The sequence below is a fragment of the Streptomyces sp. HNM0645 genome (genome assembly GCF_030056615.1).
Classification (GTDB): domain Bacteria; phylum Actinomycetota; class Actinomycetes; order Streptomycetales; family Streptomycetaceae; genus Streptomyces; species Streptomyces marianii.
Map to the genome: position 1 here is coordinate 36,203 of NZ_JASHLT010000014.1, position 15,244 is coordinate 51,446.

At 71.6% G+C, this 15,244-nt stretch carries 15 protein-coding genes and 1 pseudogene; 11 read left to right on the plus strand and 5 right to left on the minus strand.

Features of this window, described 5'->3' with window-relative positions:
• Positions 1-109: 109 nt before the first annotated feature.
• The 5 genes from bioB to QMZ92_RS11090 all read left to right on the plus strand — a co-directional run bounded on the left by bioB (position 110) and on the right by QMZ92_RS11090 (position 4,721).
• Entirely contained in the window at positions 110-1,282 is a 1,173-nt protein-coding gene (bioB, locus tag QMZ92_RS11070) for a biotin synthase BioB (protein ID WP_283297078.1), read from the plus strand.
• Positions 1,275-2,576 carry an adenosylmethionine--8-amino-7-oxononanoate transaminase gene (locus QMZ92_RS11075; RefSeq protein ID WP_283297079.1) on the plus strand — a complete coding sequence of 434 codons (1,302 nt, stop codon included), beginning with the start codon at positions 1,275-1,277 and terminating at the stop codon, positions 2,574-2,576. Before bioB ends, QMZ92_RS11075 begins: the two co-directional genes overlap by 8 nt.
• Positions 2,577-2,637: 61 nt before the next feature.
• Positions 2,638-3,366, plus strand: coding sequence for a dethiobiotin synthase (gene bioD / locus QMZ92_RS11080; RefSeq protein WP_283297080.1), 729 nt, complete (start codon positions 2,638-2,640; stop codon positions 3,364-3,366).
• 5 nt (positions 3,367-3,371) lie between these two features.
• On the plus strand, positions 3,372-3,716 hold the full coding sequence (locus QMZ92_RS11085; protein WP_283297081.1) for a VOC family protein: 345 nt from the start codon (positions 3,372-3,374) through the stop codon (positions 3,714-3,716).
• A gap of 324 nt (positions 3,717-4,040) precedes the next feature.
• A complete protein-coding gene (locus QMZ92_RS11090; RefSeq protein WP_283297082.1) occupies positions 4,041-4,721 on the plus strand; it encodes a class I SAM-dependent methyltransferase in 681 nt (226 codons plus the stop codon).
• 138 nt (positions 4,722-4,859) lie between these two features.
• Here QMZ92_RS11090 and QMZ92_RS11095 read toward each other — a convergent pair whose 3' ends face one another.
• Together QMZ92_RS11095 and QMZ92_RS11100 are read right to left on the minus strand one after the other, a co-directional pair.
• Positions 4,860-5,231 (minus strand): fic family toxin-antitoxin system, toxin component, encoded by a 372-nt coding sequence (locus QMZ92_RS11095; protein ID WP_283297083.1) that lies wholly within the window; start codon positions 5,229-5,231, stop codon positions 4,860-4,862.
• Complete coding sequence (locus QMZ92_RS11100) at positions 5,228-5,560, minus strand: hypothetical protein (protein WP_283297084.1); 333 nt, start codon at positions 5,558-5,560, stop codon at positions 5,228-5,230. Before QMZ92_RS11100 ends, QMZ92_RS11095 begins: the two co-directional genes overlap by 4 nt.
• A gap of 678 nt (positions 5,561-6,238) precedes the next feature.
• On the opposite strand from QMZ92_RS11100, the gene QMZ92_RS11105 reads away from it, so the two are divergent.
• From QMZ92_RS11105 to mug, 6 genes and pseudogenes are all read left to right on the plus strand, one after another.
• A complete protein-coding gene (locus QMZ92_RS11105) occupies positions 6,239-6,661 on the plus strand; it encodes a GNAT family N-acetyltransferase (protein WP_502962035.1) in 423 nt (140 codons plus the stop codon).
• Between the two features lie 263 nt (positions 6,662-6,924).
• A pseudogene (locus QMZ92_RS11110) lies at positions 6,925-8,259 on the plus strand (hemolysin family protein); the annotation flags it as partial.
• Between the two features lie 413 nt (positions 8,260-8,672).
• Positions 8,673-9,695 carry a hemolysin family protein gene (locus QMZ92_RS11115; protein WP_283297086.1) on the plus strand — a complete coding sequence of 341 codons (1,023 nt, stop codon included), beginning with the start codon at positions 8,673-8,675 and terminating at the stop codon, positions 9,693-9,695.
• 64 nt (positions 9,696-9,759) lie between these two features.
• The gene (locus QMZ92_RS11120; RefSeq protein ID WP_283297087.1) at positions 9,760-10,572 is read left to right on the plus strand and encodes an SGNH/GDSL hydrolase family protein; all 813 of its coding nucleotides are present in this window, start codon (positions 9,760-9,762) and stop codon (positions 10,570-10,572) included.
• 59 nt (positions 10,573-10,631) lie between these two features.
• Positions 10,632-12,065: an adenylosuccinate lyase gene (gene purB, locus QMZ92_RS11125; protein WP_283297088.1), complete on the plus strand. Its 1,434-nt coding sequence runs from the start codon at positions 10,632-10,634 to the stop codon at positions 12,063-12,065.
• Positions 12,066-12,078: 13 nt separating this feature from the next.
• Positions 12,079-12,633 carry a G/U mismatch-specific DNA glycosylase gene (mug, locus tag QMZ92_RS11130; protein WP_283297090.1) on the plus strand — a complete coding sequence of 185 codons (555 nt, stop codon included), beginning with the start codon at positions 12,079-12,081 and terminating at the stop codon, positions 12,631-12,633.
• Positions 12,634-12,995: 362 nt separating this feature from the next.
• Here the strand turns inward: mug and QMZ92_RS11135 are convergent, their stop codons facing one another.
• Genes QMZ92_RS11135 through QMZ92_RS11145 form a run of 3 tightly spaced genes read right to left on the minus strand, consistent with a single transcriptional unit; the run spans position 12,996 to position 15,142 of the window.
• Positions 12,996-13,430: a hypothetical protein gene (locus tag QMZ92_RS11135; protein ID WP_283297091.1), complete on the minus strand. Its 435-nt coding sequence runs from the start codon at positions 13,428-13,430 to the stop codon at positions 12,996-12,998.
• 40 nt (positions 13,431-13,470) lie between these two features.
• Positions 13,471-14,208 carry an ABC transporter permease gene (locus QMZ92_RS11140; RefSeq protein WP_283297092.1) on the minus strand — a complete coding sequence of 246 codons (738 nt, stop codon included), beginning with the start codon at positions 14,206-14,208 and terminating at the stop codon, positions 13,471-13,473.
• Position 14,209: 1 nt separating this feature from the next.
• Positions 14,210-15,142: an ATP-binding cassette domain-containing protein gene (locus tag QMZ92_RS11145; RefSeq protein WP_283297093.1), complete on the minus strand. Its 933-nt coding sequence runs from the start codon at positions 15,140-15,142 to the stop codon at positions 14,210-14,212.
• Positions 15,143-15,244: the final 102 nt, after the last annotated feature.

The following is a 15,244-nucleotide window of genomic DNA, read 5'->3' on the forward strand; positions in this document are numbered from 1 at the left end:
TAGCGGGGGACGCCGGAGGTCAGAGTGTGGCCATACACACACCTCAAACGGGGGCTGTTGTGGAGTTCCTCCTTGGCCGGGGGGTGCCCGGTAGGCGAGGATCTGCGCCATGGACCTCCTGAACACGCTGGTGGACAAGGGCCTGCGGCGTGAGCTGCCGACCCGCGAAGAAGCGCTCGCCGTACTGGCGACCTCCGACGACGACCTGCTCGATGTGGTGGCCGCGGCCGGAAAGGTGCGCCGTCAGTGGTTCGGGCGGCGGGTGAAACTGAACTATCTCGTCAACCTCAAGTCCGGGCTGTGTCCGGAGGACTGTTCGTACTGTTCCCAGCGGCTCGGTTCCAAGGCGGAGATCCTCAAGTACACCTGGCTGAAGCCGGACGAGGCCTCCGAGGCGGCGGCCGCCGGGGTCGCGGGCGGCGCGAAGCGGGTCTGCCTGGTCGCCAGCGGCCGCGGCCCCACGGACCGTGACGTCGATCGCGTCTCGAAGACCATCGCCGCCATCAAGGAGCAGAACGACGGCGTCGAGGTGTGCGCGTGTCTGGGACTGCTCTCCGAAGGCCAGGCGGAGCGGCTGCGCGAGGCCGGCGCCGACGCGTACAACCACAACCTCAACACGTCCGAGGGGACGTACGGGGACATCACGACCACCCACACGTACGCGGACCGCGTGGACACCGTCCAGAAGGCCCATGCCGCCGGACTGTCCGCCTGCTCGGGGCTGATCGCGGGCATGGGGGAGAGCGACGAGGACCTGGTCGACGTGGTGTTCGCGCTGCGGGAGCTGGACCCCGACTCGGTGCCGGTGAACTTCCTGATCCCGTTCGAGGGCACTCCCCTGGCGAAGGAATGGAATCTGACCCCTCAGCGGGCGCTGCGCATCCTCGCCATGGTGCGATTCGTGTGCCCGGACGTGGAGGTGCGCCTCGCGGGTGGTCGCGAGGTCCATCTGCGCACCCTGCAGCCGCTGGCGCTGCACCTGGTCAACTCGATCTTCCTTGGCGACTACCTCACCAGTGAGGGCCAGGCAGGCAAGGCGGACCTGGAGATGATCACGGACGCGGGCTTCGAGGTGGAGGGCTCGGACACCACGACGCTGCCGGCGCACCGTGCGGACGCCGCGTCGGGCGGCTGCGGTTCGCACGGCGGCGGGGGCTGCGCCCCGTGCGGCGACACCACCGGGGAATCCGCGCCGGAGGCCGCCGGCGCCTCCGGGGCGCGCCCCGACCTGGTGGCTGTCCGCCGCCGCGGCGCGGGAACCGACCTCGCCCCCAATGCGTAGCTCCGGGGCCCGCGATCTGGTGGCCCTGGACCGGGCCCACGTCTGGCACCCGTACGGTCCCATGCCGGGCCGTACGGACCCGCTGGTCGTGGAGTCCGCGTCCGGGGTGCGTCTCCGGCTCGCCGAGCCGGCACACGGGCAGACCGAATTGGTGGACGGCATGTCCTCCTGGTGGTCCGCGGTCCACGGCTACAACCACCCCGTACTCAACGAGGCCGCGCGCGGCCAGCTGGAGCGGATGAGTCACGTCATGTTCGGCGGGCTCACCCACGAGCCGGCCGTCCGGCTCTCGACCCGGCTCGTCGAGATCACTCCGGAGCCCCTGCGGCACGTCTTCCTCTGCGACTCGGGCTCGGTCTCCGTCGAGGTCGCGGTGAAGATGTGCCTCCAGTACTGGCGTTCGACGGGCCGTCCGGCCAAGCGCCGGCTGCTGACCTGGCGCGGCGGCTACCACGGCGACACCTGGCAGCCCATGTCGGTGTGCGACCCCGAGGGCGGGATGCACGAGTTGTGGTCCGGGGTCCTGCAGCGGCAGATCTTCGCCGACGCGCCCCCGGCCGGCCACGACCTGCCGTACGACCCCGCCTACGCGGACCATCTGCGCGCACTCGTCGCGCGGCATGCGGACGAACTCGCCGCTGTGATCGTGGAACCGGTGGTGCAGGGCGCGGGCGGGATGCGGTTCCACTCCCCCGCGTACCTGCGGGTGCTGCGGGAGGCGTGCGACGAGCACGACGTGCTGCTGGTCCTCGACGAGATCGCCACCGGATTCGGACGCACGGGCCGACTCTTCGCGGCGGAGCACGCGGGGATCTCACCCGATGTCATGTGCCTCGGCAAGGCGCTGACCGGCGGTTATCTGAGCATGGCCGCGACGCTGTGCACGGGGAGGGTGGCCGACGGCATCTCGCGCGGCGAGGTACCCGTGCTGGCGCACGGGCCGACCTTCATGGGCAATCCGCTCGCTTCGGCGGTCGCGTGCGCGTCGATCGACCTGCTGCTCTCCCAGGACTGGGAGCAGGAGGTCAAGCGCCTGGAGACCGGGCTCCGCGCGGGTCTCTCGGAGGCGGCCGGAATCGACGGCGTCCAGGAGGTCCGCGTTCTGGGCGGGATCGGCGTCGTCCAGTTGGACCACCCCGTGGACATGGCGGCGGCGACCGAGGCGGCCGTGCGCGAAGGCGTGTGGCTGCGGCCGTTCCGCGATCTGATCTACACCATGCCGCCGTACGTCACCGGCGACGCGGATCTCGCGCTGATCACGCGGGCGGTCCGCGCCGCCGCCACGGCGGGCTGAACCGGCGACGGTCCGGGGGACATTCCCCCCGCCCGTCCGTCCCCCACCAGCAAGGAGCACCATGGGCGTCATCGTCGTCAGCGGGACGGGTACCGAGATCGGAAAGACCGTCGTCACCGCGGCCGTCGCCGCGGCGGCCGCCGCGCAGGAGCGGAAGGTGGCGGTACTGAAACCCGCTCAGACGGGCCTCGCGCAGGGCCAGCCGGGTGACGCGCAGGAGGCGGCACGGCTCGCCGGCCCGGGGGTCACCGGGATCGAACTCGCCCGGTTCCCCGAGCCGCTCGCCCCGGCGACGGCCGCCCGCCGTGCCGGTATGGCGCCCGTCGGACCGCACGAGGTCGCCGACGCCGCCGCGAAGCTGGCGGAGGAGCACGATCTGGTACTGGTCGAGGGGGCGGGCGGGCTGCTCGTACGGTTCGACGGGCAGGGCGGCACGCTCGCGGACGCCGCCCGCCTGCTGGGCGCGCCCGTGCTGGTGGTGGCCCCGGCCGGGCTCGGGACACTCAACGCGACCGCGCTCACCGCGGAGGCCCTGCGCGCCCGCTCCCTGGAGCCCCTGGGTGTCGTGGTGGGCAGTTGGCCCGCGGCGCCGGACCTCGCCGCCCGCTGCAACCTCGCCGATCTGCCGGAGGCGGCCGGGGCGGGGCTGCTCGGCGCGGTCCCGGAGGGCTCCGGCTCGCTGGCGCCCGAGGCGTTCCGGGCCGCGGCGCCGCGCTGGCTGACGCCCGCGCTCGGCGGGTCATGGGACGCGGAGGCGTTCGCGGCGGACTTCGGGCCGGCCGTACGGTGAGCGCCGTGCGAGCACGGGTTGAGGAGATCGTCTTCGACTGCGCGGAGCCGTCGGCCCTCGCACGGTTCTGGGCCGGACTGCTCGGCGGTGAGGCCGTCGACCGGAGCCCCGACTGGGCGTACGTCGACCCGCCGGGCTTCGTTCGCGTCGCCTTCCAGCGGGTTCCCGAGGCAAAGACCACCAAGAACCGGCTGCATCTGGACGTGGACGCCGGCGACGTGGACGCGGCGGCCGCCGAGGCGGCCCGGCTCGGCGCGACTCCGGTGGGAGCCGTGGTCACCGACGGCGAAGGCCGCTTCCAGGTGATGCTGGACCCGGAAGGCAACGAGTTCTGCTTCGTCAGCGGCTGACGGCCTGCTCACGGCCGGGGCGTCGGCACGGGTGGGCAGGTGGTCGGACCGTACGCGGGAGGCACACGGGTGGCGGGGGCGGGTCGGCGCGGTCCCGGGCGCCACGGGCGCCCGGTGCACTGCTCGGGGCCGGCAGACCGGCCGGAAACCCCGGCTCCTTGCGGTGGAGGGGCGGCGTGTCTCGCCGGGGTGGCGGTGCGCCGCCGGCGAACGGGGCTGAGTGAGTGAGCGCGCCCGGGGGGAGAATCACCCTGTTCGCCGCCGCTCCGTCGGGAGACGGTTCGCACGGCGGGCGCCCGAGTCGTACTCCGGAGGAGGCCAGCCATGCCGTCGCGCAGCTCCAAGGTCCCCCGGGACGCCGTACACCATCCGCTGTTCGCCCGCTTCTACGCGCGGTTCAGTGTGGCGGCCGACCTCAAGGGCGGCATCGCCGCGCACCGCGGGGAACTGCTGACCGGCCTCTCGGGCCGTGTGATCGAGATCGGCGCGGGGAACGGGCTCAACTTCACGCACTACCCGGCGGCGGTCTCCGAGGTCGTCGCCCTGGAACCCGAGCGTACCCTTCGGCGGTTGGCGGTCACGGCCGCGATGCGCGCGGAGGTGCCGGTCGACGTGGTGCCGGGCGCTGCGGAAGCGCTGCCCGTGAAGAGCGAGGCTTTCGACGCGGCGGTCGCCTCCCTGGTGCTGTGCAGTGTGCGGGACCTGCCGCGCGCGCTCGCGGAGATCAGGCGCGTCCTGCGCCCCGGCGGTGAACTGCGGTTCTTCGAACACGGGGCCGCTCCGACCCGCCCGATGGCCGCGCTGCAGCGGGGACTGGACCGCACGGTGTGGCCACGGGTCTTCGGGGGCTGTCACACCTCCCGGGATCCGCTCGGCGCGATCGAGGCCGCCGGCTTCGAATTGGGGACGTACCGCAGACTGCGCGTGCCCGTGAAGGGACCGCGGCTGCCGACGTCCTTCTGCGTACTGGGGGTTGCGCGCCGGCCGCACGAGGACGCTCGCTGACCGCGCCGCACCGCACCGCGCCGCACCGCCCGGCTTCCGCCGACGGCGTGAACTCCGGCCCCGTGGCGGCGCCCGGACGTACGCCGGTGGGCCCGACCGTGTACCACGAGCCGGAAGGCGCCTGCCGACTCCCGGGGGTCACTCGATCCAGCCGCGCAACTCGCGTGCGATCCCGTGAACGCCGGTCTTGCCCTCCTTCACCAGCCGGGCGAGGTCGCGCACATGCTCCGGGGACGTGGCCACCCGCAGTCCGCTCGCGACGAGATAGCCGTAGGCGACGGCCGTCGCGAACATCGCGTTGGAGTGCTCCAGGGCAGGGACGTGCAGCAGCACCTGCATCAAGGCGGCCGCGCGCGTGTACGGGTCGTCGTAGACGGCCATTCCGAAGATCTCGGCCTCGTGGCGGCTGACCGCGGCGATGAGCGCACCCCAGTCGGTGACCTGCGGATCGCCGGGCGTCTTCTGCTCGGCGACCATGAGCAGCCAGGCGAGATCGATCGACAGACTCAACGCTTGCCCTGTATTTCCGACTTGGCGCGACGGGACCGGCGCCCGGTACCGTCCGGCTTCACGGCGGCACCCGACTCTGCGCCACCGTCGCCCGACGGGCCCACCGCGGGAGGCGCAGCCGGGGCCCCGAACTCCTCGGCGAACACCGACTCGTACTGCTTCATGAAGTCGGCTGCGGCCTCGACGAAAGCGCGCCCCGCCTCGCCCGCGTCCTGTTTGACGAGCTCCTCGATGTACCGATTCACACTGAGCCCGCGCTGATGCGCCCTGCGGCGCGCAGCTGCGGCGGTGCTCTCGTCCACCCGTACGTTCAGCTGTGTCTTGGCCACTCGTCCAAGCTAGCGCCGCCGCGCTAGTACCGGCAAGAGGAAGGGGAGTCCGGAGGGAGGACGTCCCTCGTCGCCGCTCTCACGTGAACGACTCCCGGAGAACGAGAGTTGACGAAGCCGGTCCGGTTCGTGCCCAGCGCGGCGACGCCCGCCCTGGGCACGGAAGGGCACGGAGGGGCACGGAGGGGCACGGAGGGGCACGGAGGGGCACGGAGGGGCACGGAGAAGTAACACGACACCGCAGGGGTGGAGTTCCCGCCGCCGGACAGGCGCGCGGTCCGGCAGCGGGCGCGGCGCGAGCGCTGCGGCTTCTCGTCGATGACGGTCCTCGACCCCTCGGCGGAGGCGTTCCGCCAGGTGGTCGAGGAGCCCGCGCGACACCTGAACCACCCGGTTGCGGCGCATGGCCGGGACGGTCGGGGGAAAGCGCGTGTCGGAGCGGGCGCGCGCGAGCGTGCCACCGAAACAGGTGCGGGGAGACTCCGACGTGGGCAAGGGCAGGCGCTGGGACGGCGGCACGGTGCGGCCTCGAGCGCACCGGTGGAGCCGGTGGTGCGGGCCGGCACGGCGGCGGAGCGACGCTCTGCCGGACGGTACGGCGCACGCGGCGGGCGGCACGGGGGAAGCACCCGGGAATCCCTTCGACTGCGCGACCGGGACGATGATGGGATGGCCGCCATGAGCGATCTTCGGACAAGGGCCGCCACCCCGGCCGATCTCGACGCCGTACTCGCCTTCTGGAAGGTGGCCGCCGAGGGCACGAGCATCAGCGACGACCGGGACGGGATCGAGCGGCTGGTGGCCGCGGACCCCGAGGCACTGATACTCGCCGAACGCGGCGGAGCACTGGCCGGAACGGTCATCGCGGGTTTCGACGGCTGGCGCTGTCATCTCTACCGGCTGGCGGTGCATCCCGATCACCGGCGGCAGGGGATCGCCGGCGCGCTGCTCGGGGCTGCGGAGGAGCGCTTCCTGCGCTTGGGCGGGCGGCGCTCGGACGCGATGGTGCGCGACCGGAACGAGTCCGCGCACCCCGCATGGAAGGCGGCCGGATACGCGCCCGAGCCGCAGTGGAGTCGCTGGGTGAAACCGCTCCGCTAGGAAGCGGCCGGGCACGGAAACGGCCGGAGCCGCCCCTTCCCGCCCCGGCCGGCCGCCGGACGTACGGGGGCAGGGCCCCTGCCCCCGGTAGGGGCACCCGGGCCCCGCCGGTCCCCGGACCGCCGTACCGGCCCATGACCGGGAGAGGCCGCTTCCTCTCCGTGTGGACGAAAGGTGTGAGTTCAAGCCCATGCGCGAGCCTCGGGTGGCAGACACCGCGCGGTCCTTCCCGCCCTGGCCGACCATGGGACGGAGGTGAACCGATGACCGAAGTGCTCCTGCTTCTCGTGGCAGTGCTGCTCGCGCTCGCCTGCGGGGGATTCGTCGCCGCCGAGTTCTCCCTCACCACCGTCGAGCGGGCCGAGCTCGAGAAGGCGGCCGAACGGGGAGAGCGCGGCGCCGGCAGCGCCCTGAAGGCGGTACGGGAACTCACCTTCCACCTCTCCGGCGCCCAGCTGGGCATCACGGTCACCAATCTCGTCGTCGGCATGCTCGCAGAGCCGTCCATCGCCAAGCTGATCAGCGGCCCGCTCAGGGCCCTGGGCGCCTCACCGTCCGTGGCGTCGTCCCTCGCTCTCGTCATCGGCACCGGACTGTCCACCGTGTTCCTGATGGTCGTGGGCGAGCTGGTCCCCAAGAACTGGGCGATCTCGCGACCGCTCGCGGTGGCCAGGGTGGTCGCCACACCGCAGCGGTTCTTCTCCGCGGCCTTCCGTCCGCTGATCGGCCATCTGAACAGCACGGCCAACCGCGTCGTGCGCGGGCTCGGCATGGAGCCCACCGAGGAACTGGCGTCCGCGCGCAGCCCGCAAGAGCTCGTCGCGCTGGCCCGCCACTCCGCCAAGAAGGGGGCGCTGGAGGCGGACACCGCGGAGATGTTCGTCCGGACCCTGATGCTCGCCGAACTGACGGCGGAGAACGTCATGACCCCGCGCGTCCAGGTCACCGCCCTCGACGCGCAGGCCACCGCCGAGGACGTCGCGAACGCCACGCGCGCCACGGGGCTGTCCCGCTTCCCCGTGTACCGGGGCGGTCTGGACACCGTCGTGGGGGTCGTGCCCATCAAGGACGTCCTGTCCGTACCGGCCGAGCGCCGACCGCGCCATCCGGTCTCCGAGCTGATGCGCGAACCGCTGCTCGTTCCTGCCACGCTGACCGTCGACCGGCTGCTCGACCTGCTGTCCGGCAAGCGGACCATGGCCGTCGTCATCGACGAGTACGGCGGCACGGCCGGTGTGGTGACACTGGAGGACATCGTCGAGGAGGTCGTCGGGGAGGTCCGGGACGAGCATGATCCGCACGAGACGCCGGATCTCGCCCGGGCGGGCGAGGACGCGGACGGCCGCGCGCTGTGGTCGGCCGATGGCGCGGCCCGGATGGACCAGCTCGAGGTCATCGGGCTGCGGGTGCCCGAAGGGCCGTACGAGACCCTGGCGGGCCTGATCGCGACGCGGCTGGGCCGGATCCCCGCCGTCGGCGACACCATCGAGCTGTCGGGATGGCGCCTCGACGTGGTCGACGCGTCGGGGCGGCGGGCGGCACGGGTGCTGCTCCACGAACCGCGGGTCGCTGACGAGCCCCCGGGGCAGCAGGGCCGGCTTCGCGGACAGCGACGGAGCCGGGACGCGGCGCCCACCGGAGCCGGGTCCGAGTCGTCCGCCGGAGCCGGGTCCGGCCCGTCCGACAGGCCTGAGGGGCGGGACGGGCCCGAAGCGCTCGACGAGCCTGATGCGGCGCCCGACGGGTCCGACGGTTCTCGGGCGAGGACAACGGAAGGCATGCCGGGCAGGCCGCGCGAGAGGGCGGCGCACGGGTACGACAGGTCCCCCGGTACGAGGGCGGGGGCGGAGGCACCCGACGCCTCCGGAGGACACCCGGACGCCTCCGGCCCCGCCGACCGGCCGGGGCTCCCCGGCGGGTCGGGAGGGACGGACGCGGGAGACACGGGCCGGGCCGGAAGCACCGGGGGCTCCGGGGGCTCCGGGGGCTCCGGCAGAGGGAGGGATGCACGATGACCGCGGTTCAGCTCTTCATCGGTCTGCTGACCCTGGTGGTCAATGCCTTCTTCGTCGGCGCCGAGTTCGCCATGATCTCCGTGCGCCGCAGCCAGATCGAGCCCGAGGCCGATGCCGGAAACCGGCGTGCCCGGAGCGTCATGTGGGGGCTGGAGCACGTCTCGGCCCTGCTCGCCACGGCCCAGCTCGGCATCACGCTGTGCACCCTGGTGCTGGGTGTGGTCGCGGAGCCGGCCATCGCCCATCTGCTGGAGCCGGTCTTCGACGCCGTCGGGGTGCCCAACGGGCTGATCCATCCGATCTCGTTCGTGATCGCCCTCGGCGTCGCCACCTATCTGCACATGCTGCTCGGTGAGATGGTCCCCAAGAACATCGCCCTCGCGGAGCCCGCCCGAGCCGCGCTGCTCCTCGGCCCTCCCCTGGTGGGGCTCACCCGGGCGCTGCGGCCGGTCATCTTCGCGATCAACGCCTTCGCCAACGCACTGCTGAAGCTGCTGCGGGTAGAGACCAGGGACGAGGTCTCCGCGACCTTCTCGGACGACGAGCTCGCCCGGATGGTCAGCGATTCCGGAGCCGCCGGGCTGCTCGACGACCGGGCCGCCGAGCGGCTGCAGGATGCCCTGGAACTGGGACGCCGCCCGGTCGTGGACGTGGTGACGCCCGTTGAGCGCGTGATCTACGCACAGGTCGGCACGACGCCCGAAGAGCTGGAGCGGCTCGCTGCGGAGTCCGGATTCTCGCGCTTCCCCGTCGTCGACAGCACTCGACGGATCCTCGGCTATCTGCATGTGAAGGACGCCCTGGACCAAGCACCCCGCAACAGGCCGTTCCCCGTGTCGGCGCTGCGGCCCATCGCCCGGGTCCGGGCCGAGACCCCGCTCGACGACGTGCTGACCGCCATGCGACGCAGCCGCACCCACCTCGCTGCGGTCCTGGACGAGAACGGGAAACTCGCAGGCCTGGTCACGATGGAGGACGTGCTCCGGATCCTTGTCGGGCCTCCGGGGCAGCTCCGCTGACGGGCGACGGTGGCTGGGAGCAGCGGCGAGCACGCGGCATACCGCGCGGTATGATCGCATCGCCATGGAGATGAATGCCTCATACACCAGTCTTGTCGCGGTCGGTGACTCGTTCACCGAGGGCATGTCCGACCTGCTCCCCGACGGCACGTACCGGGGCTGGGCGGATCTCCTCGCCGCCCGGCTGGCAGCCCGCGCCCCCGGCTTCCGGTACGCGAACCTGGCCGTCCGGGGCAAGCTCATCGGGCAGATCGTCGAGGAGCAGGTGGGCCTCGCCGCCGCCATGCGGGCGGACGTGGTGACGCTGGTCGGCGGCCTCAACGACGCGCTGCGCCCCAAGTGCGACCTGGTCCGGGTACGCGACCTGCTGGAAGAGGCCGTGGAACGCCTCGCTCCCAGCTGCCGCCGGCTGGTACTGATGCGCAGCCCGGGACGGCAGGGTCCGGTGATGGAACGCTTCCGGCCCCGCATGGAGGAGCTCTTCGAGCACATCGACGGTCTGGCGGCCCGCCACGGCGCGCTGGTGGTCGACCTGTACGGAGCCGACGTCCTCGGCGACCAGCGCATGTGGGACGTGGACCGGCTGCATCTGACGGCCGAGGGCCATCGGAGGGTCGCCGAAGCCGTCTGGCAGACGCTGGGCCTGGCCGCCGAGGACGACTGGCGGTCCCCCCTCCCCCCGCCTGCGCCTCTCGGCTGGGCGGCCCGCCGGTCCGCCGATCTCCGGTTCGCCCGGGAACACCTGATTCCGTGGATCGGGCGCCGTGTGACCGGACGCTCGTCGGGTGACGGTCTGCCGCCGAAGAGGCCCGAGCTGCTGGTGTGGGACGCGGACGGGAGCAGTCGGGCGGGACGGCAGGGCGCCGACCTCTCGTAGCAAGCCACAAACCGGGGCGGGGCGCTGGCCTGCGTGAACCGCCAGTAGAATCCGTACACGTGACAGCAAAGCCTCGTATTCCCAACGTCCTGGCCGGCCGCTACGCCTCCGTGCAGCTCGCCGAGCTGTGGTCCCCCGAGCACAAGGTGAAGCTGGAGCGTCAGCTCTGGCTGGCTGTGCTGCGTGCGCAGAAGGACCTCGGGATCGAGGTGCCGGACACCGCCCTCGCCGACTACGAGCGGGTCCTCGACGACGTCGACCTGTCGTCGATCGCCGAGCGGGAGAAGGTCACCCGGCACGACGTCAAGGCGCGGATCGAGGAGTTCAACGCCCTTGCCGGGCACGAGCACGTGCACAAGGGCATGACCTCCCGCGACCTCACCGAGAACGTCGAGCAGCTCCAGATCCGGCTCTCGCTCGAGCTGATGCGGGACCGGACGGTCGCCGTGCTGGCACGACTCGGCAAGCTCTCCGCCGAATACGCCGAGCTGGTGATGGCGGGACGCTCCCACAACGTCGCGGCACAGGCCACGACGCTGGGCAAGCGGTTCGCGACGACGGCCGACGAGTTGCTGGTCGCCCACGCCCGGGTGGAGGAGCTCCTCGCCCGCTACCCGCTGCGCGGCATCAAGGGGCCGGTCGGCACGGCTCAGGACATGCTGGACCTCCTCGGCGGGGACGCCACGAAGCTCGAGGCGCTGGAGCAGCGCATCGCGGGTCATCTCGGCTTCGCTCATGCCTTCACCTCCGTGGGACAGGTCTATCCGCGGTCGCTGGACTACGACGTGGTCACGTCGCTGGTGCAACTCGCCGCCGCGCCGTCGTCGTTGGCGAAGACGATCCGGCTGATGGCCGGGCACGAACTCGTCACCGAGGGCTTCAAGCCGGGCCAGGTCGGCTCCTCGGCGATGCCGCACAAGATGAACACCCGCTCCTGCGAGCGCGTCAACGGCCTCATGGTCATCCTGCGCGGCTACGCCTCGATGACCGGCGAGCTGGCGGGCGACCAGTGGAACGAGGGCGACGTCTCCTGCTCGGTCGTACGGCGGATCGCCCTCCCGGACGCGTTCTTCGCGTTCGACGGTCTGCTGGAGACCTTCCTGACCGTGCTCGACGAGTTCGGGGCCTTCCCCGCGGTCGTGGCCCGCGAGCTCGACCGGTACCTGCCGTTCCTGGCGACCACCAAGGTGCTGATGGGCGCCGTGCGGGCGGGTGTCGGCCGCGAGGTCGCCCACGAGGCCATCAAGGAGCATGCGGTCGCCTCCGCCCTGGCCATGCGCGAGCAGGGTGCCGAGCGGAACGAGCTGCTGGACAGGCTCGCCGCCGACGACCGCATTCCGCTGGACCGCGCCGGGCTGGACGCGCTGATGGCGGACAAGCTGTCCTTCACCGGTGCGGCGGGTGAACAGGTCGCCTCGGTGGTCTCCCGCGTCGAGGAGATCGCCAAGCAGCACCCGGAGGCCGCCGCGTACACGCCGGGTTCCATCCTCTGATCCGATCCCGCACATGCCCCGGATCACCGCCGCCGAGCTGGAGGCCGCCCGCGATCGTCTCGTCCCCGATGTGATCGCGGACGGTCTGTCCGTCCTTTTCTGCGGCATCAATCCGGGACTGATGACGGCAGCGACCGGTCACCACTTCGCCCGGCCCGGGAACCGCTTCTGGCCCGTGCTCCACGCGTCGGGCTTCACCCCACGGCAGCTGAAGCCGTCCGAGCAGGACGAACTCCTGGCCCACGGCCTGGGCATCACCAACGTCGCGGCCCGGGCCACCGCGCGGGCGAACGAACTCTCCGACGAGGAGTTCCGCGAGGGCGGCCGGATCCTCAGGGAGAAGGTGGAGCACTATCGTCCCCGCTGGCTGGCCGTCGCGGGGATAACGGCCTACCGTACGGCCTTCGGTGACCCTGGGGCGCGCATCGGCGCACAGGACCGCATGATCGGCGACACCCGGATCTGGGCCCTGCCGAACCCCAGCGGGCTCAACGCCCACTGGACGCTGCAGACCATGGCGGAGGAGTACGGGCGGCTGCGCACGGCTGCGGCACCGCCCGGCTCCTGAACGCCGGACGCCGCGCTTGCGCAGGCGGGGTTACGTCGCGGAGGTGGTGTCCGGTGCCGCGTCGGGTGGGGGGTGCCTTCAAGGAGCGTCGTCCAGTGCACGAGGTCTCCCCGGACCTCAGGGCCGAGGGGAAGGATCGCAAGGCACCGGATCGACCTCGCCGTGGGCCTACTCGGTCGATACGGCAACCCACCGAGTCGCCGTGCCGGGCGTCGTGACGGGGCGAACGTCGTCTGATGCGGCACTAAGGGCTTGCAGATCATTAACATTCACCGAGAGCTGGTCACGAACCTCGTCCGGGATGCGCATACCACACCAACGAGCCCCCACACGGGAAGCAACACCTTGATTCCCTGCAACCCCTAGGGTGGGTCGATCTCGGTGACGACAGCCAGCAGCTGGTAGGGCAGTTCGGTGTCCCACTTCGAGACTCCCAGCACCACCCACTGTCCGTCGACGTGCCACAGATGCACGTCCGGCACCGATGCGCACAGCAGGTCCCAGGGCTGCGGAATGTGCTCCTCCTCGACGGATCTGGTCAGCATCGAACTCAGGCCGAAGACCTGTGGCCGGCCCCACCGTTCGCTGAGCACGGCGGCGAGCGCCTCTCGCTCGGCTTCGTACTGCTCCCCGACGACCTCCATGTGCGACCGTTGGTCCCAGAACTCCTCGCTCGTGCTCAGCTCGGCCGTGTGGTAACCCGGGGCACTGGTGCCCACGTCCGACCGGACCGGCTGCGCGGGGAAGGGCCGGGAGCGCAAAAGGTCGATGGTCGCCAGATGCCGTGCGATGGTCATGGATCCAGTAAACCTTTCCCCACTGACAGGTGGCGGACTGTCAGGCGTCCCTGCGCAGGGTCGCCCACCATCCGGCGAACACGGCGGAGGCAGCCCATGCGGCCGTGACCACCAAGCCGGTCCACGGACCGACGGATCCGTCCGGGTGCTGGTGGAGCACGAGTTGCCCGGCCCGGTCCGGCAGGTAGTCCGCGACGCTTCCCATCGTGTCACCCACGACGAAGGAGGCAATGAGGACGAAGGGTATGAGAATGCTCAATGCGGCCGTACCGCTGTGCAGAAGGGCCGTCGCGCCCGCGGCCAGCAGGGCGAGCAGGGCCAGGTAGACACCGCCTCCGATTGTCGCGCGCAGGGCACCCGGCTCGCCCAGGCCGATCGCGTAGCTGCCCATGAACAACTGAACGGAGAGGAACGTGGTGAACGTCGTCAGGATCCCCACGCTCAAGGCGAGCACACCGACGACCGTTGTCTTGGCGGCGTAGAAGCGCGTCCGGTCGGGCACGGCCGAGAGCGAGATACGCAGGGCGCCGCCGTGGTACTCGGACGACACGGCGGTCGCTCCGAAGCTGATGGCCGCTATCTGCCCGAAGTTCACGGCGTAGAAGGACCCGAACACGGGGTCGTAGCCCGTGTCGTGCGCCTCGGCCTGACCGACCGTGGTACCGACCAGCACGGCGAGGGCGACCGTGACGCCGAAGACAGCCAGCAGTGAACCGGCGGACGACCGCAGCGATCTGATCTTGATCCACTCCGAATGGATCACGGCGATGAGCGGCATCTCATACCTCCTGACGGGTCGACGGAGCACTGCTGACGAATTGCGCGTCGTCGGCGGTGAGGCGGAGATAGGCCTGCTCCAGCGACGTCCGCTCATCCGTCAGTTCGAGGACGGGTATCCCTTCGCGCGCGGCGATGGTGCCCACGTCCTCCGCCCTCAGCCCTGCGGCGCTGACGCGTCCGTCCTCGCCCAACTCGACGGAGTGTCCTCGTCGGGTCAGGGCGGCGACCAGTCTCGCCGGCTGGGTCGTGCGGAACCGTGCCCGCGGCGGAGCGCTCCCGGCGAGGAACGTCCGTATCGGGGTGTCGGCCAGAAGCCGTCCGCGGCCGAGCACGACGAGATGGTCGGCGAACTCGGCGGTCTCGCCCATCAGATGGCTGGAGACAAGAACCGTTCTCCCTTCCGCGGCCAGCCGCCGGAGCAGTCCACGGATCCAGACGACGCCTTCCGGGTCGAGTCCGTTGGACGGCTCGTCCAGCATGACCACCCCCGGATCGCCGAGCAGTGCTGCGGCGACTCCGAGTCGCTGCCGCATGCCCAGCGAGAACTCCCCGACCCGGCGGTGCGCGGTCTCGGTGAGTCCCGTCTCGTCCAGCACCTCCTCCACACGCCGATCGGGAATGCCGTTGGCGACGGTGAGGGATCGGAGATGGTTCCGGGCCGTCCGCGAGCCGTGTGCGGCGTGCGTGTCGAGCAGGGCCCCGACATGACGCAGGGGTGCGTGGAAGGAGCCGTAGGCACGGCCGCCGACGGAGGCACTGCCCGAAGTCGGACGGGCGAGTCCGAGGACGAGACGCATGGTCGTGGACTTGCCGGCGCCGTTCGGCCCGAGGAATCCCGTGACCCGTCCGGGGCGCACCGTGAACGTGAGCCGGTCCACGGCGCGGACGCCGGCGTAGTGCTTGGTGAGTTGCTGAACGTCGATCGTTTCCATGGGTTCAGCGTGGCCCTGAGCCGGATCCAACGGCTTCCCCCGGAAAGGGGGTTCGCTTCCCCCGTGCGGGGGAGGCCAGGCGATCACCGTGCTGACACGATG

Excerpts from the sequence above, each read along its gene's own strand:
- QMZ92_RS11135 (WP_283297091.1), bottom strand. The coding sequence starts at position 13,430 with ATGACCATCGCACGGCATCTGGCGACCATCGACCTTTTGCGCTCCCGG.
- mug (WP_283297090.1), top strand. The coding sequence starts at position 12,079 with ATGCCCCGGATCACCGCCGCCGAGCTGGAGGCCGCCCGCGATCGTCTC.
- QMZ92_RS11140 (WP_283297092.1), bottom strand. The coding sequence starts at position 14,208 with ATGCCGCTCATCGCCGTGATCCATTCGGAGTGGATCAAGATCAGATCG.
- QMZ92_RS11075 (WP_283297079.1), top strand. The coding sequence starts at position 1,275 with ATGCGTAGCTCCGGGGCCCGCGATCTGGTGGCCCTGGACCGGGCCCAC.
- QMZ92_RS11120 (WP_283297087.1), top strand. The coding sequence starts at position 9,760 with ATGGAGATGAATGCCTCATACACCAGTCTTGTCGCGGTCGGTGACTCG.
- QMZ92_RS11105 (WP_502962035.1), top strand. The coding sequence starts at position 6,239 with ATGAGCGATCTTCGGACAAGGGCCGCCACCCCGGCCGATCTCGACGCC.
- QMZ92_RS11115 (WP_283297086.1), top strand. The coding sequence starts at position 8,673 with ATGACCGCGGTTCAGCTCTTCATCGGTCTGCTGACCCTGGTGGTCAAT.
- QMZ92_RS11090 (WP_283297082.1), top strand. The coding sequence starts at position 4,041 with ATGCCGTCGCGCAGCTCCAAGGTCCCCCGGGACGCCGTACACCATCCG.
- bioD (WP_283297080.1), top strand. The coding sequence starts at position 2,638 with ATGGGCGTCATCGTCGTCAGCGGGACGGGTACCGAGATCGGAAAGACC.
- QMZ92_RS11145 (WP_283297093.1), bottom strand. The coding sequence starts at position 15,142 with ATGGAAACGATCGACGTTCAGCAACTCACCAAGCACTACGCCGGCGTC.
- bioB (WP_283297078.1), top strand. The coding sequence starts at position 110 with ATGGACCTCCTGAACACGCTGGTGGACAAGGGCCTGCGGCGTGAGCTG.